This is a genomic window from Krasilnikovia sp. M28-CT-15, assembly GCF_047159595.1.
Classification (GTDB): Bacteria; Actinomycetota; Actinomycetes; order Mycobacteriales; family Micromonosporaceae; genus Actinoplanes.
On the sequence record NZ_BAAGAK010000001.1, the window covers coordinates 1,694,116 to 1,718,588 of the forward strand.

Genomic DNA, 24,473 nt, shown 5'->3' on the forward strand with positions numbered 1-24,473 from the left:
CTCAGATCGCCACGGCGACGTTGTCGCAGCTGCTGACCCGGCCCTTGACGCTGATGATCCCGGCGGCGCCGTCGCCGTGGAAACGGGCGAACAGCCCGGCCGGGCGCCCGCCGAACAGCAGCGGTCCCAGCACCGGGGCGACGTCCATGTCGTGGGGTTCGTCGGCGCCGTCGGCGATCAGCGCGACCCGGCAGGTGCGGGGCGCCACGAAGTCCTGCACGATGCTGTCGCCCTCGGCCGCCGCCGCCTCGACGGCGGACTCCCACGCCGCCTGGCCGACCTCGTGGCCGATCACCACCTGCCGCCCGCTCTCGCCCAGGCCCGCCTTGAGCACCAGCCGTTCGCGGTGGCGCACCACGTACGAGAGCAGGTCGACCGGCTCGCCGTCGCGGTCGGTCCCGCGGTCCGACAGGATCCGCGTCCACGGCAGGTAGCGGTCGATGAGGGTACGGTCGGCCGCGGTCATCCACGGCCGCCCCTCGGACAGCAGACCCATGGTCAGCTTGCTGTGCAGGAACGTCGACGTCTGCGTGCCGACCAGCAGGCAGCCGTGGTCCAGCGCGGCCTGGACCCCGGCGGTGTCGACGCCCCCGGACAGCCAGTCCGGAATCGTGAAGTTGCGTAGGCCGAGCGGATAGCGCAGGTGCGGCGCGCAGTCCCACGCCGCGTTCAGCTCCTCCGGCTCGAAGAACCGCGCGGTCAGCCCGCGGCCGCGGTAGTGCTCGGCTTCCAGCTCGAAGTACCGGCTGGTCACACCGCCGGCCCGGGAGCTGCCGACGATGGCCACCCGGGGCGCCAGCGCCAGCTCGGCGCTCAACGACCGGAACATCTGCGCCCGCACGGTGAACGGGTCCGGCGCGGTGAACGGGACCCGGCCCGCCGCGTCGGAGTGCAGGTCGCGCCACACCCGCAGGCGGGCGTGGGTCTCCACCACCCCGCCGAGCGCACCGCTGACGTTGAACTCCAGCACCCGGGGGCCGTCGGGACCGATCACGAAGTCCGGCCGTACGACGCTGTCGGCGTACCGTTCCTCGACGAACGGATCGCCCAGCCACAGCCGATCCTCGCTGTCCGGCATGCGGTACGCCGCCATCCGCTCCCGGGTGGTGGCCCCGGTCTCCAGGGCGGTGCGGCGCAGCAGTTCGACCAGCGCCGCGGAGGCCCGGAACAGCTCCGCGTACGACGCGCGCGGGATCGTCATCGGGGCGGCGGGCAGGACCGGCTGGTACGGCCAGCCGGTGTCGCGGATCTCGTGCCGCAGCATCCGCCGGATCGTGTCCACCGGCGCGGCGGGCCGCAGCCGGTGCGCGCCGAACCAGGGATGCCCGGCCGCCCCCGCGCGGACGTCCTCACGCGTGTCCATGTGTTCCTTCCCGCAGGGCCACCGCGGCAGCGGTGTCCTCGATGGACATGCCGACGGTGCGCAGCACCGTGGTCCGGCCGCCCAGGCTGAGGTCGCCGGTGACCAGGCGGCCCAGCTCGTGCAGGTCGCCGGTGCCGATCAGCCCGGCGGCCAGGGCGGCGCGGACCTCACCGGCGCCGTCCGTGGCCGCGGCCCGGTCCTCGACCAGGGTCGCGGCGCGGGCCAGCAGGGCCGGTTCCAGTTCGATGGCGTCCGGGTGGGTGCCACCGATGACGTTGACGTGCGCCCCGGTGGCCACCCAGTCCGCCGCCACCACGGGTGTGCCGTCGTCGGTCGAGGTGGCGGTGCAGACGATCGCGGCGTCGGCGACGGCGTCCCGGGCGCTCGCGCTGACGTGCACCCGCGCCGGGCGCGGTGCGGCCTCGCGGATCCAGTCCGCCAGGATCTCGGCGCGGGCGGGCGTCCGCGAGAAGATCCGTACGTGGCGGATCGGGCGGACCGCGGCCATCGCCCGGAACAGCGACCGGGCCTGCACACCCGCGCCGATGATCGCCAGGTCGTCGGCGTGGTCGGGGGCGCAGTACCGGGTCGCCAGCGCGGCGACCGCGCCGGTGCGGACCGCGGTGAGTTCGGCGCCGTCGAGCAGCGCGGTGATCTGCCCGGTCGCCAGGTCGGTGAGCGCGACGAGCCCGTGGATCAGCGGCAGGCCGCGCCCGGGGTTGTCCGGGGTGAGCGTAGTGATCTTGACGCTGGCCACCCCGCGCCGCTCCCAGACCGCCGGACTGACCAGCAGCACCCGCCGGGCGCCGTGTTCGATGACCGTGCGGGCCGGGGAGGTTGTCCGGCCCGCGGCCAGGTCCGCGAACATCTCCCCGAGCACGTCGATCACCCGGCTCATTCGCCGCGGACCGGCCATCTCCGCGGCGCCGATCACGATGGGAGCGGTCATTCGGTGCCGCCGCCATCGCTGCCGGTGGCCCCGTCCGTGGTCGCGCCGAACCGGGCCGCCCACGCGTCGCCGAGGGCCACGGTGTCGCGGGCCAGCCGGGCGAACGGCGGGCCCACCATGTTGCCGTCCAGGACGGCGATGCCGCCGTGGGCGGCCGCGACGGCGTCCGCGATGCGGCGGGCCGTGTCCAGTTCGGCGGCGTCCGGCCGCAGCGCCCGGTTGATGACCGGAAGCTCGCCCGGATACACCGTCGCCTTGCCGTGGAAGCCGAGCGCCCGGATCCGGGCGGTCTCCTCCGCCAGCACCTGCGGCTCGGCCAGCCGGAAGTTCGCCGTGTCGATGCAGGCCGTGCCGTGCCCGGCGCAGGCCAGCGCCATCGCCTGCCGGGCCGCCAGCATGGCCTCCCAGGTGATCTCGACACCGAGGGTGGCGGCGAGGTCGGCGGAACCGAGCACCAGCCCGTCGGCGGCGCGGGCGATCGCGTCGATGCCCGTGACCGCCTCGACGGTCTCCACGGTCACGTAGATCTCCGGCCGGGCGCCCGCCGACGCCAGGATGTGCCGCGCGACGTCGATCTCGGCCGCCGAGCTCACCATCGTCAGCATCACGATCCCGGGGCGCACCGGGCTGTCGGCCAGCATCAGCAGGTCGTGCATCGCCGCGACGGTGCCCAGTTCGTTGATGCGCACCGCCACGTTCGCGGGGTGCGGGGTCTTCTCCAGCGCGGCCCGGCACACCGCACGCGCGGCGGGCTTGTCGGCCGGGGGCACGGAGTCCTCGAGGTCGATCAGGTGCACGTCCGCGTCGTACGTCCATGCCTTGACGACCCGGTCCAGCGACAACGCCGGGGTGTACAGGATGCTGCGCGGGACCGCCCGCGCCGGGCCGGTCATGCGGCCACCGCCGCGGGCCGCGCCCCGGCCTCGACCAGGACCGCGCACAGCCGGGTGATCTGCTCCTCGCTCTGGCCCGCCCGCAGCATCACCCGCAGCCCGGCGGTGCCGCGGGCGACGATCGGGAAGAACACCGGCGAGGTGTAGAACCCGGCCGCGAAGACACGCTGGGCGGCGTCCACGACGGTCTCGTCGCTCATCGGCACCACCCGGATCGGGTACGTGCTGCCCGACTGCTCGGTGTCCAGCAGCGAGTCGAACAGCGCGATGTTCGCGCGCAGCCGCCCCTGGAGCTCGTTCAGCTCCTCGGTGCGGTGGATCTCGGCGGAGGCGAGCGCGGCACCCACGGCGGCGGCGTTCATCTTCTGCGAGTAGCCGAGCGGGCCCGCGAACCGTTCGATGATCCGCCGGGTCTGGATGTCGTACCCGTCGAGCAGGATCGCCGTGCCGCCCGCGCCGAACCCTTTCGTCAGCGTCGCCACGGTGATGGTCCGCTCGTCCAGCACGGGGCTGTGCGAGCGCACGTACCCGACGCCGCGTTCGCCGTACGCCGACAGCGAGTGCGAGTCGTCGTAGAACACCAGCATGTTGTATCTGTCCTGGAGCTCGGCCAGTTCCCGCACGGGTGCGTAGCCGCCGAGGCTGTCGGAGCCGTCGACGACGTAGCAGACCCGCTCGTACGTCCTGCACATGTCCTCGAGGAAGCCGAGGTCGTGGTGGCGGCACGTGACGACTTCGGTCTCGTCGGCGCAGGTGGGTTTGGTGTTGCCCAGCGACACGTGCGCGTTCTTGTCGAAGACCATCAGCGGCCGGGTGCCGTTGCCGAGATGCCCGGACGCGATCAGCGGCAGCAGGCCGGTGCTGGCCGCGGCCGTGGAGATCGCGCTGATCACCATCGCGCCGAACAGCTCACCCAGCGACTCCTCCAGCTCCAGCAGCACCCGGGTCTGCACCCGGGTACGCGGAATGCAGTGGTCCAGCACCCCGAAGCGGCGCAGCGCGTCGACCGCCCCGTCGATGACCTTCGGGTGGGTGTCCAGGTCCAGATAGGAGCAGACGGTGAAGTTCACGAACTCGTGGCCGTCGGCCATGTGGAACACCCCGTCGGACAGGTCGCCGACGATGCCCGCGACGCCGTGCTCCTCGGAGGAGTTCCAGAACGTGTTGCCGATGCCGACGAGCTTGTCGTTGTTGCGGTATCGGTGGGTGGGTGTGATGCTCTTGCGCTCGCTCACGCGTTCACCTCGGTGGGCTGGTAGCTGTAGACGCCTTTGACCCGCCGGTATGCGTACGTGTAGAGCGCGACGCCGAGCACGTGCGGCCGGCGCAGGATCTTCTTCGACTTGAGCCAGAAGTTGACGTTGATGTTCATGTCTTCGAGGGACTCGGCCTGGTGCCACCAGCCGAGCGGCAGGTAGAGCATGTGCCCGGGCTCCAGCACGAAGTCGCGCCGCTGCTCCAGCTTCGGCGCGATCCGCGGGAAGCGCGCCAGGTCGACGTTGTCGAGGTCGAACACCTGGGACTTGTCCCCGAAGCCGCGCAGCACCGACCGCGGGTAGTACGCCCGGGAGCCGGGCGGGGCGAGGATGAACCGCTTGCGGCCTTCGAGGGCGATGTTGAAGTTCTCGAACTCGTCGAAGTGGTTCTTGGTGAACACCCCGCGGTGGCTGATCCACAGGTTCGCCGCGTACAGCGCGGAGCCGAAGCCGAAGAACTTCTCGGCGTCGAAGCCGATGACCGCGTTCACGTCGGCCGGGCTGTTGCGGATGTTGGACACGACCCGGTGCCAGGTGCCCGGCGTGTTGAGGTGCCGCTGGTCGGCGAAGAACTCGCGCAGCCTGATGTCGCGGGTCTCCCAGCGGCCCGGATGATTCTTGTCGCCGGGCTCGCTGAACAGCGTGACGCTCAGGTCGGCCAGGCGCTGCGCCACGCCGTCGCGGCCGAGGCCCCGCACGCTGTCGGGCAGCGCGATCACCACGGGCACATCGGCCTTGAACAGCCCGCCCGGCCCGGCGGCCAGGAACTCGTCGAACGTCATGCGGGCCACCGGCACGGCGCCGCTCGACCGAGTCTCCGAAACTGCCATGTCAGTTGTCCTTTCCCTGTGCGTTGCTGCTCAGCCGCGCCACCACGTCCACGATCAGGTCTTCCTGCCCGGCGATGGCCTGCCGGCGGCCGAGCTCGAAGAAGACGTCGCGGGGGTCCACCCCGGCGGCCGCGGCCAGCTCGACGACCCGGTGCTTGAAGCCGGAGAACACCCCGGCCAGGCCGCTGACGATGCTCATCGAGGCGGGGATCGGCGGCGCGGGCATGAGTTCGCGTTCGGCGAGCTCGGCGGCGTCGAGCAACGCGTACAGGTCGATGCCGGTGGCGAAGCCGCTGCGTTCCAGCACCGGGACCAGCACTTCGAGCTGGGTGTTGCCTGCTCCCGCGCCGAATCCGCGGGCGCAGCCGTCGATGATCCGGGCCCCGGCGTCGGCGGCGGCCACCGAGTTGGCGACCGCCATCCCGAGGTTGTTGTGCCCGTGGAAGATCACCGGGACGGTGCCGACCGCCTTGACGATGGCGGTGATCCGGGCGGTGACGTCCGGCGGCAGGAAGTGTCCCGCCGAGTCCATGATGCCCACCGCCTGTGCGCCGTAGCCCACGGCCCGCGCGGCGTGCTCGGCCAGTTCGTCGGGACCGGCCATGTGGCTCATCATGAGGACGCACTGCGCCTCGACACCGGCCTCGCGCAGCACCGAGAGGTGGCGTTCGGCCAGCGAGGTCTCGGTGGCGTGCACACCGATCCGGACGACGTCGGCGCCGTGCTCGACGGCCCGCCGCAGGTCGGCGGAGGTGCCCCAGCCGGGCAGCATGAACACGCCCATCCGGCTGTGCCGCAGCGCGTCCCGGACCGTCGCCAGCATCTCGTCGTCGCTGACCGCGGCGAGTCCCACCTGCAGGGAGGAGGCGCCGAGACCGTTGCCGTGGCCGACCTCCACCACGGGGATGCGGGCCGCGTCCGCGGCCTCGGCGTATCGGCGCAGCGCGGTCGCTGTGAGCTGGTGGCGTACCGCGTGCTGGCCGTCGCGCAGGGTCGGGTCGTGGATCACCACGGGGTTCATCCGGCCACCTCCACCGGGGAGGGCCGTTCCGCCCGGGCCGCGTACTGTTCGGCGACCATGATGGCCGCGGAGTTGATGATGTCCAGGTTCCCGGCGTACGGCGGCAGGACGTCGCTGTGCGCGATGACCTGCAGGGCCACCGTCACCCGGTCGCCGACCACGGTGCAGGCGGTGATGTCGTACCCGGGGGCGAACGTGCGCACGTGCTCGGCGACCTGCTCGGCGACCATGCGCACGGCTCCGGCGTCGGCGCCGGGGATCACGGCGTGCACGGCGGTCCGGAACGTCGCCGGGGGCACCGCCGGGCTGATGTTGAGGATCGCCTTGACGTCGCGGACGCCCGAGAAGGCCGTGACGGCCTGCCCGGTGGTGGCGACGTACTCGTCGAGGTTCAGCCGGGTCGCGCGGCCCGCGACCGTGCTGGCCACGGTGGAGACGATCTCGAAATACCGCACCGGGAACCGGGTGGCCAGCGCCTGTACGACCGGGATGCTGGCCTGCCCACCGCAGCTGATCAGGTTCACGTTGCGCTCGCCCGCCGCCCACACCCCGGTCACGGTGGGCACCACCATCTGGCCGATCTTGCTGGGGGTCAGGTCGATCACGAGGGTGCCCAGCGGTTCCAGCAGCGGCCAGTGCCGGCGGTGGGCGGCGGCGCTGGTGGCGTCGAACACGATGTCGAACGGCCGTTCGGCCGCCAGCACGGCGTCGATCCCGGAGGCGGTGGTGGGGTAGCCGAGGTGGGCGGCGTGCCGCAGCCCCGCCGAGTGCGGGTTGCGCCCGGCCACCAGGCGGCAGTCCAACCAGGACGAGCGGTCTATCTTGCTGACCAGGTCCTGACCGATCTGCCCGGTCCCGATGACCGCGACGGTCAGCGGTGTGCAGGCTGTCATGAACGTTTCCTTACCGTTTTCGAGGTACGCGTGGCCGCTGCCGCGGCTCCCGGATCGCGGGTATGCCGAGGCAACCAACCCGCGCTTGGGCGCGTATCGGTTATCGAGGGCCTCGCCCGAATGTCTGTCTATTCAGACCGTTTCCGGACATGGTTGGGCGCGGCGTTTGGCCGTGCGCGACCGTTCGCCGATCATCGCTTCGCCCCGATCCCCGAACCGGAAACCGAGGGTGCGTGAGGTACGCGAAGATGCCCCCGTGGACGTGCGTGGTTGTTAATAGAAATGCTGGTCAGAGTGGGTGAGGCGCGCTCTGGCGCGACCGTCGAGGCGCGACTGTCGGCAACGGACCGGCGTCGACGCCCATCGACCGTACCAGATGCATCGACGGTTTCGGCCGTCCGTCGATGTCGCCTTTCTGTCGGGCCCTAATGGATATACATCGCTGCCAGGGTGCTTGTCCACCGTGCTCCATGAACCATTCCGCTTGGATGCCAAGCGCCGGAAGAATGCCGTTACCGCCGGAATTGGATATCTGCTCGCCGGACTATTTGGATACCCATCGAGGATGGCGTTCGGCGCTGTCCAGGCGGCCGTCCAACGGAAGTCCAGCCGCCAGTCCAGCACGGACTCCAACCCCATCCTGAGGATGGAAGACCGGGGGCCACCGCGTCGGGGAGACGGGCCGAGGCCCGTCACCGCGGTCGATTCAGCTGAGGGAGACATTCGTGTACGACGTCCTTTGTGTCGGATTCGGACCGGCGAACATCGCGCTCGCCGTCGCGCTCGACGAACTGTGGCCGGACGCCCGCGTCAAGTTCGTGGAGCGCGAGCCCGCGCCCTGCTGGCAGCCGGCGATGATGCTCGACGGTGCCGACATCCAGAACCATCCGAGCCGCGACCTGGTCACGCCGCGCAACCCGCGCAGCCGCTACACCTTCATCAACTACCTGCACGAGCACGGCCGCCTCTTCAAGCACCTGAACCTGCCCGGGCACCACCCACTGCGCAAGGAGTACGCCGGGTACGTCAAGTGGGTCGCGGAGACCGTGCCCGCCGACGTGGACTACGGCCAGTACGTCACCTCGATCCGGCTTGCCGACGCCGACGCGTCGACCGGCGCGAACCCGGTCGAGGTGCGCACCGCCGACGGCCACCGCTATCTGGGCCGCTCGGCCGTGGTCGCGCCCGGGCGCAGCCCGTACGTCCCGCCGGTGTTCGAGGCCCTGCCGTTTCCGCAGGTCGCGCACACCTCGCGATTCCTGCCCGGCATCGCCGACCTGGACCGCGACTTCGCGGGCACCCTCGCGGTGGTGGGTGCCAGCCAGAGCGCCATCGAGGTCATCCTCGACCTGATGGGCCGGTTCCCGGCCGCCCGCATCGTCAACGTCATGTCGGGCTACGGCTACCGGCTCAAGGACACCAGCCCGTTCTCCGAGGAGGTCTACTTCCCGGAGTTCGTCGACTACTACTACCGCGCCTCCGAGGACGGCAAGCAGCGGCTGCGCGACCTGCTGCGCCCCACCAACTACTCCGCCGCCGACCGCGACGTCATCGACACCCTCTACACGAAGATGTACGAGGACGAGCTGGACGGCCGGCAGCGGGTCACCATGCGGGGCAACCGGCTGATCACCGCGGCGCACCAGGACGGCGCCGGGGTGACCCTGGACCTGACCGAGCGGATCACCGGCGAGCAGGAGCAGCTCACCGTCGACCGGGTGGTCCTCGCCACCGGCTACCGCGACCTGGGCACCAAGGGCCGCACCGAGCAGCTTCCGCCCCTGCTGCGGGAGGTCGCCGACGTGCTGGCCGTCGACCCCGAGACCGGCCTGTCGGTCGGCTTCGACTACCGCGTGGAGAACAGCACGGGAGGTCGCGGCGCGCCGCCGATCTACATCAACGGCCTGTGCGAGTCCACCCACGGCCTTGGCGACGCCGGCTCGTTCAGCCTGCTCGCCCTGCGTTCGCAGGCCATCGTGGACAGCCTTCGCCAGCGCCTTTCCGCCACCGAGGGCGCGACGCCCGCCACCGACCTGGTCGGTGCCGCGAGTCTCGCCGCGACCCGATAGAGGAGACCCCGACATGCAGACCTTGGCAGCGGCACCGGCCGCGCCCGCCGTCGACCTCGGCGAGCCCGGACCGATCGGCCGGGAACTGTTGGACCACCAGTCCAGGACCGAGTCCAACGCCCGTACCTACCCGCGCCGCCTGCCGGTGGCCATCGGTGAGGCGTCGGGCTCGTACATCACCGACGTCGACGGCCGGCGCTACATCGACTTCCTCACCGGCGCCGGGGTGCTGGCGCTGGGCCACAACCACCCCGACCTGATCACGGCGGTCCAGGGCCAGCTCACCAAGCTGACCCACGGCCTGGACATGCCCACCCCGGTGCGGGAGGAGTTCAAGCGCCGCCAGCTCGGCATGCTGCCCGAGCCGATGCGCGGCTCGATGAAGATGCACTTCTGCGGCCCGACCGGCGCCGACGGCGTCGAGGCCGCGATCAAGCTGTGCAAGAAGGCCACCGGGCGGGGCACGGTCGTCGCGTTCCAGGGGTCGTACCACGGCTCCACCCACGCCGCGATGTCGATGACCTCGGAGACCGCGCCGAAGACCGGCCTGACGAACCTGCTGCCCGGTGTCCACTTCGCACCGTACGGCTACTGCCACCGGTGCCCGCTGAGCCTGACCCCGGACACCTGCGTCACCAACTGCGCCGAGTTCCTGGCGAACACGCTCAACGACACGCACGGCGGCATCCAGAAGCCCGCCGCGATCATCATGGAGCTGGTCCAGGGCGAGGGCGGGTCGATCCCCGCGCCGGTGCCGTTCGTGCGGCGCATCGCGGAGCTGGCCAAGAGCCTGGACATCCCGCTGATCGTCGACGAGGTGCAGACCGGCTGCGGCCGTACCGGCACCTGGTTCTCGTTCGAGCAGTACGGGATCGAACCGGACGTGATCGTGGCCTCCAAGGGCCTGTCCGGGATGGGCCTGCCGGTCTCGGTGATCATGTACAACGAGCGGCTGGACGTGTGGACGCCCGGCAGCCACATCGGCACGTTCCGGGGCAACAACCTGGCCTTCGCCAGCGCCAACGCGTTCCTGGACGTGCTCGCCCGCGACAACGTGCTGGCGCAGGTGCGGGAGCGCAGCGCCCAGCTGATGGCGGGGCTGCGGCAGATTCAGATCGACACCACGCTGGTCAGCGATGTCCGGGGCCGCGGCCTGATGCTGGGCATGGAGATGTCCGGCCGCGGCACGGCCAGCGCGTCCGAGGTGGCGTCCCGGTTCCAGCGGGAGGCGCTGCGGCGCGGGCTGATCGTCGAGATCGGCGGCCGCGAGGACTGCGTGGTGCGGCTGCTGCCCGCGCTCAACGTCCCCGCGGAGACGGTCGACGAGGCCGTCGCCATCATGCGCGACGCGGCCCGTGCCGTGCAGGACGACCTGACGGCGGTGGCGTGATGACCGCGGCCCTCGCCCACCGGGACACCGGCCTGCTCACCGCCGAGCCGCAGCGCACCCCGCGGATCGGGATCGTCAACCTGATGCCGCACGCCCAGCAGTACGAGCAGTGGCTGCTGCCGCAGCTGTCCGCGGCCCGTCCGTTCGAGCCGGTGTGGATCCGGCTCAACGAGCGCAGGTTCTCCCTCGACGACCCCGCCCACATCGCGGCCCAGTACGTCCGGCACGCCGACGCCATCGCCGACGCGCCCCTGGACGCGCTGATCGTCACCGGCGCGGCCGTCGAGCACCTGCCGTACGAAGACGTGCGGTTCCTGCCGGAACTGGCGCCGATCGTGCAGCGCACCGCCGAGGCGGGCACCCCCGTGCTCGGGCTGTGCTGGGGCGCCCTGGCCGTGGCCCACCTGCTGTACGGGCTGCCCAAGACGACGTACCCGGTGAAGGTCTCCGGCATCTACGAGACCGACCGGCTGGTGGACGACGGGCCCATCGCCGCGGTCCTGGACGACCGCTTCTGGTCGACGCACAGCCGCTACGCCGGGTTCGACGACGACGCGCTCGACTCGAGCGGCACCGTGCGGGCGGTGGCCCGGTCCGCCGAGGCGGGCACGGTCATCGCCGAGTCCCTCGACCACGGCGTGGTCATGCACATCGGCCACCCCGAGTACGCGGGCGACCGGCTGGCCGACGAATACCACCGCGACCTGGGCGCGGGCCTGACCGACGTGCGCCCACCGGCCAACGTCGACCTGACCCACCCGGTGAACCTCTGGCGCAGCCACAGCCTGATCTTCTTCGCCAGCTGGGTGCGCCTCGTCCACGAACGCCTGGTCCACCAACGGATGGCCGCGCGATGAGCACCGCCTTGGCACCCGCCCCGTCCGCGGCACCGAGCGTGCCGCGGCGGGTGGTGTGGAAGTTCGGCGGCAGCTCCGTGGCCGACCCGGAGAAGCTGCGGGCGGTGGCCCGGCGCCTGGTCGCGGCGCACCGCCAGGGTGTTCAGGTCGTCGCGGTGCTGTCGGCCATGGGCGACACCACCGACGACCTGGTGCGGCTGGCGTACGAGATGGCCGCCCGTCCGCAGTCGCGGGAGCTGGACGCCCTGCTGTCGGTCGGCGAGTCGGTCTCCTGCGCGCTGACCGCGATGGCCGTGCACGAGCTGGGGGAGCGGGCCATCTCCTTCAACGGCCTGCAGGCCGGGTTCCGCACCGACGACGCGCACGGCAACGCCAGCCTGTGGCAGATGGACCCGCAGCGGGTGGCGCAGGCCCTCGACGACGGCCTGATCGTGCTGGTCACCGGCTATCAGGGGATGTCGGCGGGGGGCGACGTGACCACGCTGGGCCGCGGCGGCTCCGACGCCTCGGCGATCGCGCTGGCCGCCGCGCTGGGCCTGCGGCAGTGCGACATCTTCACCGACGTCACCGGGGTGTTCACCGCCGACCCCCGGGTGGTGCCCGGCGCACGGCAGCTGGACAGCCTCGGTCACGAGGAAATGCTCCAGCTCGCCGAGGCGGGCGCCCAGGTACTGCAGACGCGCGCGGTGGAACTCGCCGCCGCGCACGAGGTCGACATACACGTGCGCTCCACCTTCACCACGACGGAGGGCACTTGGATCAGAAGGGGAGCGACGGTGTTTGAGCAGGCGAGGATCACCGGGGTGGCGCACCGGCGCCGGGATCCGGTGTACACGGTGCGGGGTCTGTCCCCGGCGACCGTTTCGGGGGCGCTGGCTCGACGGGGGTCCGCCGTCGGTTCCATCATCCCGGACACCGACCGGCTGCGGTTCACCGCGCCCGGCTCGGAGGTCCCGGACGTCGTCGCCGCGCTCGCGGACGCGGGCGTGGCGGTCGACGTCCGCGACGACCTCGGCAGCGTCAGCGTGGTGTGCCCGGCGGTCGGCAACCGGCCGGAGATCAGCGCCCGGATGCTGGCCGCGCTGGAGCGCGGTGGCATCGCACCACAACTGGTCACCAGCACGCCCGGCCGGGTCTCGGCGCACGTCGGGATGGACCTGGTGGACCGCGCCGCGACCCTGCTGCACGACGAGTTCGGCCTGGATGCCGCGCCGGTCGCACCGGCCGTGCCGGTCGCTCCCGCCGCGCCCGCCGCGCTGGCCACCGCCGGTGCCGGCGGCGACGGGGAACGGGGCTGACCGGGGTGACCGCCGCCGACACACCCGCGCGGCAGACCACGACGGTCTGGCGTAACCCGGACTTCGTCAAGGTCTGGGGCGGTGAGACCGTATCGCTGCTCGGCTCCCAGGTCACCGACCTGGCGCTGCCGCTGGTCGCGATCCTCACCCTGCACGCCAGCGCGTTCGAGGTGGGCCTGCTGAACGTGGCCCGCTACGCCCCGTTCGTGCTGCTGTCGCTGTTCGCGGGGGTGTGGTTCGACCGGCGCCGGCGGCGGCCCACCCTGATCGTCGCCAACCTGGGCCGGGCCGTACTGATCGGCCTGGTCCCGGTGGCGAGCCTGCTGCACGTGCTCTCCATCCCATGGCTGTACGCGATCGCCTTCGGGGCCGGGATCCTGACCGTGCTGTTCGACGTCGGCATCCTGTCCTATGTGCCCGGGCTGGTGGAGCGCCGCGACCTCGGCGAGGCCAACAGCAAGATCGCCACCAGCTACTCGATCGCCGGGATCGCCGGTCCCGGCCTGGCCGGGTTCCTGGTCGGGGTGCTGACTGCGCCGATCGCGCTGGCTATCGACGCGGTGTCGTTCCTGGCCTCGGCGGCGGCGTTGAGCAGCATCCGCAAGCCGGAGGCGGCGCCCGCGGCACCCGAGGAACGCACGTCCGTGCGCGCCTCGATCGCCGAGGGGCTGCGGGCGGTCTTCGGCAACCCGATCCTCAAGCACCTGGCCACCCAGTCGGCGACGTTCAACCTGTTCCAGAACGTCGTGATCACCGTGCTGCTGGTGTATCTGGTGCGGGTGCTCGGCATCGGCCCCAGCCCGCTGGGTCTGGTGGTGAGCGCCGGGTCGGTCGGGGCACTGGCCGGCGCGCTGACCGCGAACCGGATCCGGACGACGCTCGGCATCGGCGCGACTTTGCGCTGGTCGACCGTGCTGGCCTGCGTGGCGCCGCTGCTGCTGCTGGTGCCGCGCGACTCGGGCCCGGCATCGCTGGTGGTGCTCGGCGTGTCCCTGGCGGTCCTCGGCGCGAATCTGGCCATCTTCAACGTCAACGCGTTGACGCTGCGCCAGTCGGTGACCCCGGACCACCTGCTCGGCCGCATGAACGCGAGCTACCGCCTGCTGCTGTTCGGCACGGTCCCGCTGGGCGCTTTCCTCGGCGGCTCTCTCGCCGGGCTCTTCGGGCCGTGGGCCGCCCTGGTGGTCGGGGTGCTCGGGGTCGCCTCGCCGCTGGCCTGGCTGCTGTTCTCGCCGGTGTTCCGGCTCACCGCAATCCCCGACCACCCCGCCGATCCGGAGCCGGGAGCGGACAACACCGCCCTGGCCGGGTCGGCCACGAATGACGGAAACACCCGTCGGCCATGACAGGGCTGACATGACATGGCTGATCGATACGGAAGGAACTGGGTGACACAGCATGTTGTCTGACTCTCAGCGGGCGCTCCTGGCGGCCCGCCTGCGCCAGGGCCGGGCCGACAAGGGGGCGACGGGAATCCCCCGTCGCGCGACCGGACTCGTGGACATTCCGGTGTCGTTCGGGCAGGAACAGCTGTGGTTCATCGACCAGCTGGCACCGGGCCTGGCGACATACAACATCGCGGGGGCGGTGCAGCTGACCGGACAGCTCGACCTGGCCGCCCTGCAGGCGGCGGTGAACACGCTGATCGCCCGGCACGAGTCGCTGCGCACCCGGCTGGTCGCCCGAGACGGGCGCGCGGTGCAGGTGATCGACGAGCCGGCCGAGGTCAAGCTGCCGCTCACCGATCTGACCGGGCTGCCCGATGGCGAGCGCCAGCAGCGCTACCAGCAGGAGGCGGCACAGGAGGCGACCCGCCCGTTCACGCTGGAACACGGCCCGCTGCTGCGGCTGCGGCTGGTGAAGCTGGACGCTGAGCAGCACGTCCTGGTCATCACGGTGCACCACACCGTCTTCGACGGCTGGTCGTTCGGCGTGCTGGTGCAGGAGCTCAGCGCCCTGTACGAGGCCCGGGTCGTGGGCCGCCCTGCGCAGCTGACCGAGCTGCCGATCCAGTTCGCCGACTACGCGGTGTGGGAGCGGGACCGGCTCCAGGGCCAGGCCCTGGAGGAGTTGCAGGAGTACTGGCGCACCAACCTCGACGGTGCGCCGGTGCTCCAGCTGCCCACCGACCGGGCGCGTCCGCTGGTGCAGACGTACGACGGTGCCGCCGAGTCCATCGAGATCCCTGGTGACGTGCTGGACGGGCTCAAGGCGCTCGGCCGCCGCGAGGGTGCCACGCTGTTCGTCACGCTGATGGCCGCGTTCCACGTGCTGCTGCACCGCTACAGCGGGCAGGACGACATCGTGGTCGGCACGGTCAGCGCCAACCGCACCCGCCCCGAGCTGGCCCCGCTGATCGGCTACCTGGTCAACACGCTGCCGGTGCGCGGCGACCTGTCCGGGGACCCCGCGTTCGGCGAGGTGCTGCAGCGCATCCGCACCGCCACGGTCGGCGCGTACGGCCACCAGGAGCTGCCGTTCGCGTCCATCGTGGACGCCGTGCGGGCGCCCCGTGACGCCAGCCGCCACCCGCTGTTCCAGGTGGGCTTCATGCTGGCCGAGAACCAGCGCCACGACCTGCGCGCGGGTGGCCTGTCCTGGGAGACCGAGGAGCTGCCGGTCACCGCCGCCAAGTTCGACCTGCTGGTCTCCAGCGTCGAGGACGAGGGCCGCCTGCTGGTCGGCGCCTCGTACGCGACCGCCCTGTTCGACCCGGCGACCGTGCGCCGGATGCTGGGCCACTTCCGGGTGCTGCTGGAAGGCCTGGTCGCGGACCCGTCCCGGCCGCTGTCGCAGTTTCCCATCCTCACCGAGGCGGAGCTGCGCCGGGAGATCCACGAGTGGAACGCCACCCGGGCCGACTACCCGTCCTGGTGCCTGCACGAGAAGTTCGAGGCGCAGGTCGCGGCGACCCCCGACGCGGTCGCGGTGCAGCTCGACGACGAGCAGGTCACGTACGCGGAGCTGAACGCGCAGGCCAACCGCATCGCGCGGCGACTGCGTGAGCTCGGCGTCGGCCCGGAGGTGCTGGTCGGCGTGTGCACCCAGCGCACGGTGCGCCGCCTCGCCGGGATCATGGGCATCCTCAAGGCGGGCGGCGGCTACGTGCCGCTGGACCCGCAGTACCCGGCGGACCGGCTGGCCTTCATGCTGGAGGACGCGCACATGCCGGTCGTCGTCGCCGACGACGAGAGCGAGCCGTCGCTGCCCGTCGAGGGCGCGGTCGTGGTCTCCCTCGACCGGGACTGGGCCGACCTGGCCACCCTCGACGGCGCCAACCTGGAGCCGGCGGCCACGCCCGCGAACGCGGCGTACGTCATCTACACCTCCGGGTCGACCGGCCGCCCGAAGGGTGTGGTGGTCGAGCACCGGCAGGCGGTCAACTTCGCCACCGGCGAGATCGAGCACTGGCCGCTCGGGCTGGGCGACAAGGTGCTGCAGTTCGCCTCGCTGAACTTCGACGTGTCCGTGCTGGACATGTTCGGGGCGCTGCTGTCGGGTGCCACCCTGGTGATGGGCCGCAGCGAGACGCTGCTGTCGCCGCCGCGGCTGGCCGAGCTGATCCGCGGCGCGGGCATCACCTTCATGTGCCTGCCGCCCGCGGTGCTCAACCTGCTGGCCGACGAGGAGTTCCCCGCGATCCGGGTGGTCATCGCCGGTGGGGAGGCGTTCTCCTCGGCGCTGGTGCGCAAGTGGGCGCGGCCCGGCATGCAGTTCATCAACGGGTACGGCCCGACGGAGACCACGGTCGGCTCGACCATGGCCGAATGCCACGCGGATTCGCTGCTGGACCCGCCGCCGATCGGCCTGCCGCTGCCCAACTACACCGCGTACGTGCTGGACAAGCACCTCAACCCGGTGCCGGTGGGCGTACCCGGCGAGCTGCACCTCGGCGGCGCCGGGGTGGCCCGCGGCTACCTGAACCGGCCGGAGCTGACCGCGGAGAAGTTCATCCGCGACCCGTTCAGCGACGACCCGCAGGCCCGGCTGTACAAGACCGGTGACGTGGCCCGCCGCCTGCCCGACGGCAACCTGCAGTATCTGGGCCGCTCCGACGACCAGGTGAAGATCCGCGGCCTGCGGGTCGAGCTGGGCGAGATCGAGGCCGTGCTGGCGGAGCACCCGTCGGTGGCGCAGGCCCTGGTGGTGGTCCGCGAGGACGGCGCCGGGCAGAAGCAGCTGGTCGGCTACGTCCGCGGCGACGCGGACCGGCCCGCCGTGGACACCACCGACCTGCGGGTGCACATGTCCTCCCGGATGCCGGTGTTCATGGTGCCCGCGCACATCGTGGTGCTGGACGTCTTCCCGCTCAACGCCAACGGCAAGGTGGACCGCAGCAAGCTGCCCGAGCCCGAGGACTCGGGCGACGACGCGGGCTACGTCGCGCCGCGCACGCTGATCGAGACGATGCTGGTGGACATGTTCGCGGGCCTGCTGCGCCGCGAGCGGGTCGGCGTCGAGGACAGCTTCTTCGACCTCGGCGGGAACTCCCTGCAGGCCATGCAGCTGATCGCCCAGCTGCGCAAGGAGCTGGCGGTCGACTCGGACGTCTCGGCGATCTTCCTGGCGCCGACCCCGGCGCAGCTGACCGAGGTGCTGCGCGACCAGCACGGTCTGGAGGACACCAGGCTCGACGACATCGACCTCGACGAGCTGGAGCAGCTCTCCGACGACATGGCCCAGGCCAGGCCGTCCGGCCCGGCGCCGGTGACCAGCAAGGTCGTGGCGATGAACGACGGCCCGCAGGACAAGCCGTTCTTCCTGGTCCACGCGGTCGGCGGCACGGTCTACGGGTACGCCCGGCTGGCCGCCGCGCTCGACGACTCGCTGCGGCTGTACGGCATCAGTGCCGCCGACCCCGGCGTGGGCCCGGCCGATCTCGACGAGATGGTCACCCGGTACGTCGCCGAGATCCGGGCGGCGCAGCCCGAGGGGCCGTACCGGCTGGGCGGTTGGTCGATGGGTGGGCTGGTTGCCCTGGAGATGGCCCGGCGGCTGGAGGCCGCGGGCGCAGAGGTGGCGTTCGTGGCGCTGCTCGACTCGCCGAGCGAACCGGCCGACCTGACCGGCCTGTCCGACTTCGACGCCGCGCGCCAGTTCGTGATCGACGCGGCCCGGGCCCTGGGCCCCGAGGTCACCGAGGCGCCGGACGCGGGCGATGTGGCCGGGCAGCTGGCGTGGCTGGCGGACAAGCTCACCAACGGCTCCGGTGACGCCGAGACGGCGCGGGCCGAGATCGAGCGGCGGTTCGCGGTCTTCCGGGACCAGACCCGGATCATCGCGGGCTACCGGCCCCGCCCGGCGACCGCCCGCACCCTGGTCGTCACGGCGGAGCAGTCGTACGACTTCACCCCGCACTGGCGTGAGGTGCTCGCCGCCGACACCGCGTACCGGCGGGTGGCGGGCGACCACTACTCGTTCCTGCAGCCGCCGGGGGTGGAGGCCCTGGCCGCGATGCTGCGCGAGTACCTGGCGTGAGCCCGGTGCTCTAAGGCGTTGCGACGACGGCTCGCCGCCCCGGCCAGGTGCCGGGGCGGCCCTGCGGGAGGGACCTGATCCATGGGCGGCGATGCACAGTGGGCGGCGTTGACCGCCCGGTTGGGGCTGCTTCGCCATGGTGGCGGGCCGGCGGAGCCGGGTCCGGTGGTGACGTTCGGGACCACCGGGCCGGTCTCCGCGTTCGCGCTGCCCGCGGTGGGCGGCACGGTCCACGAGTACGCGGCGCTGGCGCACAGCCTCGACGGATGCTGCCGGGTCCGGGGCATCGAGGCGGGCGGCCTGCACCGCGGGGCGGCGCCGCTGACCTGTCTGGACGACATCGTCACCCGCAACGTCGACCTGGTCCGGCTGGCCCAGCCGGACGGCCCGTACCGGTTGATCGGGTGGTCGACCGGGGGGATCGTCGCGTACGAGACCGCCCGCCGGCTGGAGACGGCGGGCGCCGAGGTCGCGCTGGTGGTGCTGGTCGACTCGCCGTTCCGGCTCGCCCGGTGGCGGCCCGACCCGACGGACGATCTCGCGGGCCTGTTCGTCGGTGAGGTCCTGCGGGGCCTGGGCCGCCCCGCCCGCAGCCTGCCGCAGCTGTCGGCCGCGCAGCAGCTGACCCTGCTGGCCGACCGTCTCGCCGGGTGCCCCGCCCCGCCCGACACCCTGCTCGGTGACCTCGAACGCTGGTATGCCGTCTTCGTCGCCCAGGCCGCGGCGCTGTCCGGATACCGGGCGGAGGGGCAACTCGCCGCGCCCGCGATGGTCGTCTCGGCGCACGGCTCGCAGGACTGGGCACCGTATTGGCGGGGTCGCTTCCAGGGCGGGGTCCGTGAGTTGTCCACCACCGCCGGGCACTACGGCTGTCTGCACCTGCCTGCGGTGACCGCGGCCGCGGCGGCGATAAGCGAGATGGTGACGTGAGTCGGTCGGACACCCGACCCTCGCCGGACCGACTGGACCCGACATGGGATAGTTACTCATTGATGAGTAATCGACCGGGTCTCCGGTCCGATAAATCCTTGGTGCGCACCGTCTACAATCGACCTTTCTGTTCGTTTCGGGGGCGGCGCGAGCGTGTTAACAATTGGAGTTGGCATTCCAATGGCGGGCGAGCGGCCGTGGTGAGCAGCCGGCGCGACGCGCCGGTCCGCCTCGACGTCCTTGGCCAGCTGCAGGCCTGGCACGGGGAGGACCTGGTGCCTCTCGGTTCGATCAAACAACGGGTGGTTCTGGGCGCGCTGGCGCTGCATGCGAACCGCCCGATCGGCCGTGAGCAGCTCATCGCCGCGGTCTGGGGAGCCGACGCTCCGACTTACGCGGTTAATCTGCTGCAGAAACACGTGTCCGGGCTGCGTCAGGTGCTCGACCCGGTCCGCTCGGCGCGATCTCGTTCGCAGGTTCTTTCCTGGACGGATGCGGGATATCTGCTGTCCATTCCCCCCGATTTTCTTGATCTGGAACGTTTCGACCGGGGTTTCACCGCGGCCCGGGCGGCGCGCGCCGCGGGTGATCTGGCGACCGCGGCCGAGCGCCTGCACAACGCGCTGGGGCTGTGGCGTGGCCCGCTGCTGGACGGCCTGAGCAGCCCCCTGGTGGACGCCGAACGCGACCGGCTGGCGGAGCGGCGCATCGTGGCGGTCGAGGAGCGCATCGAGATCGACCTGGCGCTGGGCGACGACAACGACCTCGTGGCGGAACTGCGCGCGCTGGTGGCCGCTCACCCGCTGCGGGAACGGCTGCGTGGCCTGCTCATGCGCGCGCTGTACCGCGACGGGCGGCAGGCCGAGGCGCTGGCCGCGTTCCACGAGGCCCGCGAGCACCTGCTGTCCGAGCTGGGCATCGACCCCACCCCGGAGTTGCAGCACCTGCACCAGCGGATTCTCAGCGGTGACGCGGAGGTGCCGCGGACCGCCCCGGTCACCGCGGCGCCCGCCGCCGCGGCTGCCCGCCCGGCGTCCGCCCCCGGCCCCGCCCAGCTGCCGCACGGCCTGGCCCACTTCACCGGCCGTACGGCCGAACTGGACCAGCTCACTGAGCTGGCCGGCAGCGACCAGAGCGTGATGATCGCGGCGATCACCGGGACGGCCGGGGTCGGCAAGACCTCGCTGGCGCTGCAGTGGGCGCACCGGGTGGCCCCCGACTTCCCCGACGGCCAGCTCTACGTCAACCTGCGCGGCTTCGACCCGCACGGCAGCCCGATGGAGGCGGGCGAGGTGCTGCGCGGTTTCCTGGAGGCGTTCGGGGTGGCGGCCCAGCAGATTCCGGCCGCGCTCGCGGACCGGGCGGCCAGCTTCCGCAGCCTGCTGGCCGGGCGCCGGGTGCTGGTGGTGCTCGACAACGCCCGCGACACCGAGCAGGTGCTGCCGCTGCTGCCGGGCACCCCGGGCAGCGCCGCGGTGGTGACCAGCCGCCGGCGCCTGTCCGCGCTGGTGGCGGCGGGCGCGGTCCCGGTGACCCTGGATCTGCTGACCGCCGACGAGGCCGCGCTGCTGCTGGCCCGCCGGTTCGGCGCCGAGCGGGCGGCCGCCGAACCGCACGCGGTGACCGACCTGGTCACCATGTGCGCCCGGCTGCCACTGGCGCTGGCGATCGTCGCGGCGCGCGCCGCCGCGTTCCCGCACCACCGCCTGTCCGCCCTGGCCGCCGAGTTGCGCGAGGCGACCGGCGGGCTGGACGCGTTCATGGGCGAGACCGAGAGCGGCGACGCCCGGGCCGTGCTCTCGTGGTCGTACCAGCAGCTCACCGATGACGCGGCGCGGCTGTTCCGGCTGCTCGGCCTGCATCCCGGCCCGGAGATCACCTACCCGGCGGCGGCCAGCCTCGCGGGGGTGCCGGTGCGGCGGGTGCGGCGGCTGCTCACCGAGCTGTCCGGGGCGCACCTGCTGGAGGAGCGGGCGCCGGGCCGGTTCACGTTCCACGACCTGCTCCGGGCGTACGCGGCGGAGCAGGCGGAGGACCTCGACCCGGAGCCGGAGCGGCGCGCCGCGACGCACCGCGTGCTCGACCACTACCTGCACAGTGCCCGCGCCGCGGACCGGCTGCTGTATGCGTACCGGGAGCAGCCCGCGGTCGACCCGCCGGATCCCGCGGCGACCGTCACGACGTTCACGGACACCGAGGCGGCGAAGTCGTGGTTCGCCGCCGAGCAGGCGGTGCTGGTGGAGGCGATCACGCACGCCACCGAGGCGGGCTTCCCCGCGCACGCCAGCCGGCTCACCTGGACCATCACCGCGTTTCTGAATTACCAGGGCAAGTGGGATGTGTGGGAGATGTGCCTGCACGCCGCGCTCGCGGCCTGCACGCGTATGCATGACCTGGCCGGGGCGGCCCTGGCCCATCGCCTGCTCAGCCTGGCCCAGCTTCAGCAGGGCCGGCTCGACGCGGCCACCGGGCACGCGCGGCAGTCCCTCGAACTGTTCGACCGGTTGGGCGACCTGGCCAACAGCGCCCGGCTGCACCTGGATCTGGGCCGCCTCGCGGATCGTCAGGGCGAGCACGGCGCCGCGCTGGAGAGTGCCCGGCTTGCCCTGGACCTGTCCCGGGAGGCCGGTGACCGCTCCGGTGAGGCGGATGCGCTGAACTGGATCGGCCGGTATTCCGCGAACCTGGGCAACTACGCCGACGCGCTGCGCTACTGCCGGGAGTCGCTGACGCTGCACGGTGAGGCCGATGACTATCCCGGCCAGGCGGACACGTGGGACACCCTCGGCTTCGCCAGCCACCAGCTCGGTGACTACGCCGAGGCGACGGCCAGCTACGAGCGGGCGCTCGAGCTGTGGCGGCGACTCGGCGACCGGTACGAGGTGGCGACGACTCTGCTGCGGCTGGGGGACACCCGGCATGCCGCCGGTGACGACGCCGCGGCCGGCGCCCTGTGGCGGGAAGCCGGCGGGATCCTCGACGACCTCGGTCATCCTCAGGCCGCTCAATTGCGGGACAGGTTGACCGGAGAAATCCCGGTACGGCCCATTTAAGAAAGGTGATGGAGAATGTCTGAAAAGGACAAGGGCAAGGACAAGGCGGGCGTTTCCGGGCGCCGTTCCACCGCCGTTCGCCTCGGTGGTCTCGCGGCCGGGGCGGTGCTGGGCGCGGCGCTCGGCGCGAGCGTCGCCGGGACCGAGCACGGCGGGTCGATCGGCGATCAGTTCGAGGCCGCGTACACGCCCGGCGCGGCCATGGAGATCAACCGTATGGGCAGCGGGATCGTCGTCCCCGGCGACGTCAATTGACTCCCGTACCCATTCAGCTGAGTGGTAAGGATCCGCTGGGGGTGCCGCTCCCGGTGGATCCTGACCGCCGTGCCCAATGGCCGGTGGTGCTCGTGTCGATGCCGTTCATGGACATCGACTGGCCGTCCATCCAGCTCGGCCTGCTCGGGGCGATCCTGCAACGACACGGCTTCCCGGTACGCACCCTGCACGCCAACCTGGACTTCGCCGCACAGATCGGGGCCGCCTACTACCGGCGGCTCGGCGAACGCAAGGCCCGCCTGGTGGCCGAGTGGCTGTTCTCGGTCGAGGCGTTCGGCCCGGACGCTCCGGACACCGAGGGACATCGCCTGCTCGACGACTTCGCGGACGAGCTCGCGTACCTGGGTGACGGCGGCGGCGCGGACTGGCGGCAGCGGCTACTGCGCGCCCGGGACGTCGACGTCCCCGCGTACCTCGACCGGCTCGCCGCCGACCCGATCTGGGACGGCGTCCGGGTGGTCGGGTTCACCTCCACGTTCCAGCAGAACACGGCGTCGTTCGCGCTGGCCCGCCGCCTGAAGCAGCGCAACCCTCAGGTGATCACGGTCTTCGGCGGCGCCAACTTCGACGGCGTCATGGGACCGGAGTGGATCAGTGCCGTGCCCAGCGCCGACCTCGCGGTGGTCGGCGAGGCCGACTCGGCGTTGCCGCGGCTGCTCGATCGCCTCGTCGCGGGTCTCCCGCCCGCCGGGGAGCCAGGCGTGGTCAGCCGGACCGCCGAGGGGATCGTGGCGACGCCGCCCGCCCCGCCGCTGCGGCAGCTGGACGACCTGCCCGCACCGGACTACACCGAGTACTTCGACCGGGCCCGCCGGTTCCACCTGTTGCCGCAGCTGGGGCCCAGTGCGGTACGAATCCCGTTCGAGTCGTCGCGCGGCTGCTGGTGGGGCGAGAAGCACCACTGCACATTCTGCGGGCTCAACGGCACCACGATGGCGTTCCGGGCCAAGTCGCCCCAGCGGATGGCCGACGAACTCGTCACGCAGGCCCGCCGCTACCGCAGCTTCCGCTTCTTCGGCGTCGACAACATCGTCGACATGGGCTATCTGAAGGACCTGTTCCCCGTCCTGGCCGACGAGGGCGTCAACTACGAGATCTTCTACGAGGTCAAGGCGAACCTGACCCGCGAACAGGTCCGCGCCCTGGCGCATGGCGGGGTCAACCAGATCCAGCCGGGCATCGAATCATTGAGTTCCCGCGTGCTGCGGCTGATGCGCAAGGGCACCCGCGCGGCGCAGAACATCAACCTGCTGCGCTGGGCGCGCTACTACGGCGTCGAGGTCGGCTGGAATCTGTTGTGGGGTTTCCCCGGCGAGACCGAGCAGGACTACGCGGATCAGGCCGCCATGCTGCCCCACCTGGTGCACCTTCAGCCGCCGACCGCCGCGTGCCGGGTGTGGATCGAGCGGTTCAGCCCGCTGTTCAGCGAGTCACCGACGAAGACCCCGGAGGCCAGCTACCGGTACGTCTACCCGGCGTCGGTCGACCTCCGCAAGGCCGCCTACTTCTTCGAGTACGACCTGCCCGGCGCGCTGCCGCACAGCGCGTACGAGCCGTTGCTGAAGGAGTTCTCGGCCTGGACGGAGCTCTGGTCCACCGAGCGGCGCCCCGCGCTGACCTTCTGGTCGTCGCCCGGACTGGTGCAGATCTACGACGCCCGCCGCGAGGGTGCCGAGGGGACGTACACGTTCGAGGGTCCGCTGGCCGATCTCTACACCGCGTGCAGTGCCCGGCCCATCACCGCGGCAGCGGTGCACGAGCGGCTGGGTGGGAGCCTGACCGTGCCGCAGATCCAGGAGGCGTTCGCGCAGTTCGCGAGCCGGGGGCTGCTGGTGCTCGACGAGACGCTGGCGCTCGCGCTGGCGTTGCCCGCGGGTGTGCCGCGGTGACATCCTGATCGTCCGCGTATCCGTCCGC

The 24,473-nt window shown here is 71.9% G+C and carries 17 protein-coding genes; 10 read left to right on the forward strand and 7 right to left on the reverse strand.

Annotated features, from left to right (window positions below; genetic code table 11):
- Nucleotide 1 precedes the first annotated feature (1 nt).
- From ACMCNO_RS08125 to ACMCNO_RS08155, 7 genes are read right to left on the reverse strand one after another with little or no spacing between them, the layout of a single operon-like run.
- Nucleotides 2-1,363 (reverse strand): hypothetical protein, encoded by a 1,362-nt coding sequence (locus tag ACMCNO_RS08125; RefSeq protein WP_412748786.1) that lies wholly within the window; start codon nt 1,361-1,363, stop codon nt 2-4.
- A complete protein-coding gene (locus tag ACMCNO_RS08130) occupies nt 1,350-2,312 on the reverse strand; it encodes an ornithine cyclodeaminase family protein (protein WP_412748787.1) in 963 nt (320 codons plus the stop codon). The genes ACMCNO_RS08125 and ACMCNO_RS08130 overlap by 14 nt, the downstream gene beginning before the upstream one ends.
- The gene (locus ACMCNO_RS08135) at nt 2,309-3,205 is read right to left on the reverse strand and encodes an HpcH/HpaI aldolase/citrate lyase family protein (protein WP_412748788.1); all 897 of its coding nucleotides are present in this window, start codon (nt 3,203-3,205) and stop codon (nt 2,309-2,311) included. Before ACMCNO_RS08135 ends, ACMCNO_RS08130 begins: the two co-directional genes overlap by 4 nt.
- Complete coding sequence (locus ACMCNO_RS08140; protein ID WP_412748789.1) at nt 3,202-4,440, reverse strand: aminotransferase class I/II-fold pyridoxal phosphate-dependent enzyme; 1,239 nt, start codon at nt 4,438-4,440, stop codon at nt 3,202-3,204. The genes ACMCNO_RS08135 and ACMCNO_RS08140 overlap by 4 nt, the downstream gene beginning before the upstream one ends.
- Nucleotides 4,437-5,243, reverse strand: a complete 807-nt coding sequence (locus ACMCNO_RS08145; RefSeq protein ID WP_412753652.1) for a cupin-like domain-containing protein — start codon at nt 5,241-5,243, stop codon at nt 4,437-4,439. The genes ACMCNO_RS08140 and ACMCNO_RS08145 overlap by 4 nt, the downstream gene beginning before the upstream one ends.
- A 49-nt stretch (nt 5,244-5,292) precedes the next feature.
- Nucleotides 5,293-6,312: a 4-hydroxy-2-oxovalerate aldolase gene (gene dmpG, locus ACMCNO_RS08150; protein ID WP_412748790.1), complete on the reverse strand. Its 1,020-nt coding sequence runs from the start codon at nt 6,310-6,312 to the stop codon at nt 5,293-5,295.
- Nucleotides 6,309-7,205, reverse strand: coding sequence for an acetaldehyde dehydrogenase (acetylating) (locus tag ACMCNO_RS08155; protein WP_412748791.1), 897 nt, complete (start codon nt 7,203-7,205; stop codon nt 6,309-6,311). The genes dmpG and ACMCNO_RS08155 overlap by 4 nt, the downstream gene beginning before the upstream one ends.
- A gap of 725 nt (nt 7,206-7,930) precedes the next feature.
- Between ACMCNO_RS08155 and ACMCNO_RS08160 the strand changes: the two genes are divergently transcribed.
- The 10 genes from ACMCNO_RS08160 (at nt 7,931) to ACMCNO_RS08205 (ending at nt 24,445) form a co-directional block, all read left to right on the forward strand.
- The gene (locus ACMCNO_RS08160) at nt 7,931-9,274 is read left to right on the forward strand and encodes a lysine N(6)-hydroxylase/L-ornithine N(5)-oxygenase family protein (RefSeq protein ID WP_412748792.1); all 1,344 of its coding nucleotides are present in this window, start codon (nt 7,931-7,933) and stop codon (nt 9,272-9,274) included.
- A 13-nt stretch (nt 9,275-9,287) separates the two neighbouring features.
- The gene (locus ACMCNO_RS08165; protein WP_412748793.1) at nt 9,288-10,664 is read left to right on the forward strand and encodes an aspartate aminotransferase family protein; all 1,377 of its coding nucleotides are present in this window, start codon (nt 9,288-9,290) and stop codon (nt 10,662-10,664) included.
- Nucleotides 10,664-11,521 carry a homoserine O-acetyltransferase/O-succinyltransferase family protein gene (locus ACMCNO_RS08170; protein WP_412748794.1) on the forward strand — a complete coding sequence of 286 codons (858 nt, stop codon included), beginning with the start codon at nt 10,664-10,666 and terminating at the stop codon, nt 11,519-11,521. Before ACMCNO_RS08165 ends, ACMCNO_RS08170 begins: the two co-directional genes overlap by 1 nt.
- Nucleotides 11,518-12,819 (forward strand): aspartate kinase, encoded by a 1,302-nt coding sequence (locus ACMCNO_RS08175; RefSeq protein WP_412748795.1) that lies wholly within the window; start codon nt 11,518-11,520, stop codon nt 12,817-12,819. Before ACMCNO_RS08170 ends, ACMCNO_RS08175 begins: the two co-directional genes overlap by 4 nt.
- Nucleotides 12,820-12,824: 5 nt before the next feature.
- Nucleotides 12,825-14,165: an MFS transporter gene (locus ACMCNO_RS08180; protein WP_412748796.1), complete on the forward strand. Its 1,341-nt coding sequence runs from the start codon at nt 12,825-12,827 to the stop codon at nt 14,163-14,165.
- 52 nt (nt 14,166-14,217) lie between these two features.
- Entirely contained in the window at nt 14,218-18,297 is a 4,080-nt protein-coding gene (locus ACMCNO_RS08185) for a non-ribosomal peptide synthetase (RefSeq protein ID WP_412748797.1), read from the forward strand.
- A gap of 81 nt (nt 18,298-18,378) precedes the next feature.
- Nucleotides 18,379-19,227 (forward strand): thioesterase domain-containing protein, encoded by an 849-nt coding sequence (locus tag ACMCNO_RS08190; RefSeq protein ID WP_412748798.1) that lies wholly within the window; start codon nt 18,379-18,381, stop codon nt 19,225-19,227.
- Between the two features lie 197 nt (nt 19,228-19,424).
- Nucleotides 19,425-22,280, forward strand: a complete 2,856-nt coding sequence (locus ACMCNO_RS08195) for a BTAD domain-containing putative transcriptional regulator (protein ID WP_412748799.1) — start codon at nt 19,425-19,427, stop codon at nt 22,278-22,280.
- A gap of 15 nt (nt 22,281-22,295) precedes the next feature.
- Nucleotides 22,296-22,535, forward strand: a complete 240-nt coding sequence (locus ACMCNO_RS08200; protein ID WP_412748800.1) for a hypothetical protein — start codon at nt 22,296-22,298, stop codon at nt 22,533-22,535.
- 53 nt (nt 22,536-22,588) lie between these two features.
- Nucleotides 22,589-24,445, forward strand: a complete 1,857-nt coding sequence (locus ACMCNO_RS08205; RefSeq protein ID WP_412748801.1) for a RiPP maturation radical SAM C-methyltransferase — start codon at nt 22,589-22,591, stop codon at nt 24,443-24,445.
- Nucleotides 24,446-24,473: the final 28 nt, after the last annotated feature.

Coding starts and splice junctions, on each gene's coding strand:
- ACMCNO_RS08125 (WP_412748786.1), bottom strand. CDS start 1,363: ATGGACACGCGTGAGGACGTCCGCGCGGGGGCGGCCGGGCATCCCTGG.
- ACMCNO_RS08130 (WP_412748787.1), bottom strand. CDS start 2,312: ATGACCGCTCCCATCGTGATCGGCGCCGCGGAGATGGCCGGTCCGCGG.
- ACMCNO_RS08135 (WP_412748788.1), bottom strand. CDS start 3,205: ATGACCGGCCCGGCGCGGGCGGTCCCGCGCAGCATCCTGTACACCCCG.
- ACMCNO_RS08145 (WP_412753652.1), bottom strand. CDS start 5,243: ATGACGTTCGACGAGTTCCTGGCCGCCGGGCCGGGCGGGCTGTTCAAG.
- dmpG (WP_412748790.1), bottom strand. CDS start 6,312: ATGAACCCCGTGGTGATCCACGACCCGACCCTGCGCGACGGCCAGCAC.
- ACMCNO_RS08155 (WP_412748791.1), bottom strand. CDS start 7,205: ATGACAGCCTGCACACCGCTGACCGTCGCGGTCATCGGGACCGGGCAG.
- ACMCNO_RS08165 (WP_412748793.1), top strand. CDS start 9,288: ATGCAGACCTTGGCAGCGGCACCGGCCGCGCCCGCCGTCGACCTCGGC.
- ACMCNO_RS08170 (WP_412748794.1), top strand. CDS start 10,664: ATGACCGCGGCCCTCGCCCACCGGGACACCGGCCTGCTCACCGCCGAG.
- ACMCNO_RS08175 (WP_412748795.1), top strand. CDS start 11,518: ATGAGCACCGCCTTGGCACCCGCCCCGTCCGCGGCACCGAGCGTGCCG.
- ACMCNO_RS08185 (WP_412748797.1), top strand. CDS start 14,218: ATGTTGTCTGACTCTCAGCGGGCGCTCCTGGCGGCCCGCCTGCGCCAG.
- ACMCNO_RS08190 (WP_412748798.1), top strand. CDS start 18,379: ATGGGCGGCGATGCACAGTGGGCGGCGTTGACCGCCCGGTTGGGGCTG.
- ACMCNO_RS08200 (WP_412748800.1), top strand. CDS start 22,296: ATGTCTGAAAAGGACAAGGGCAAGGACAAGGCGGGCGTTTCCGGGCGC.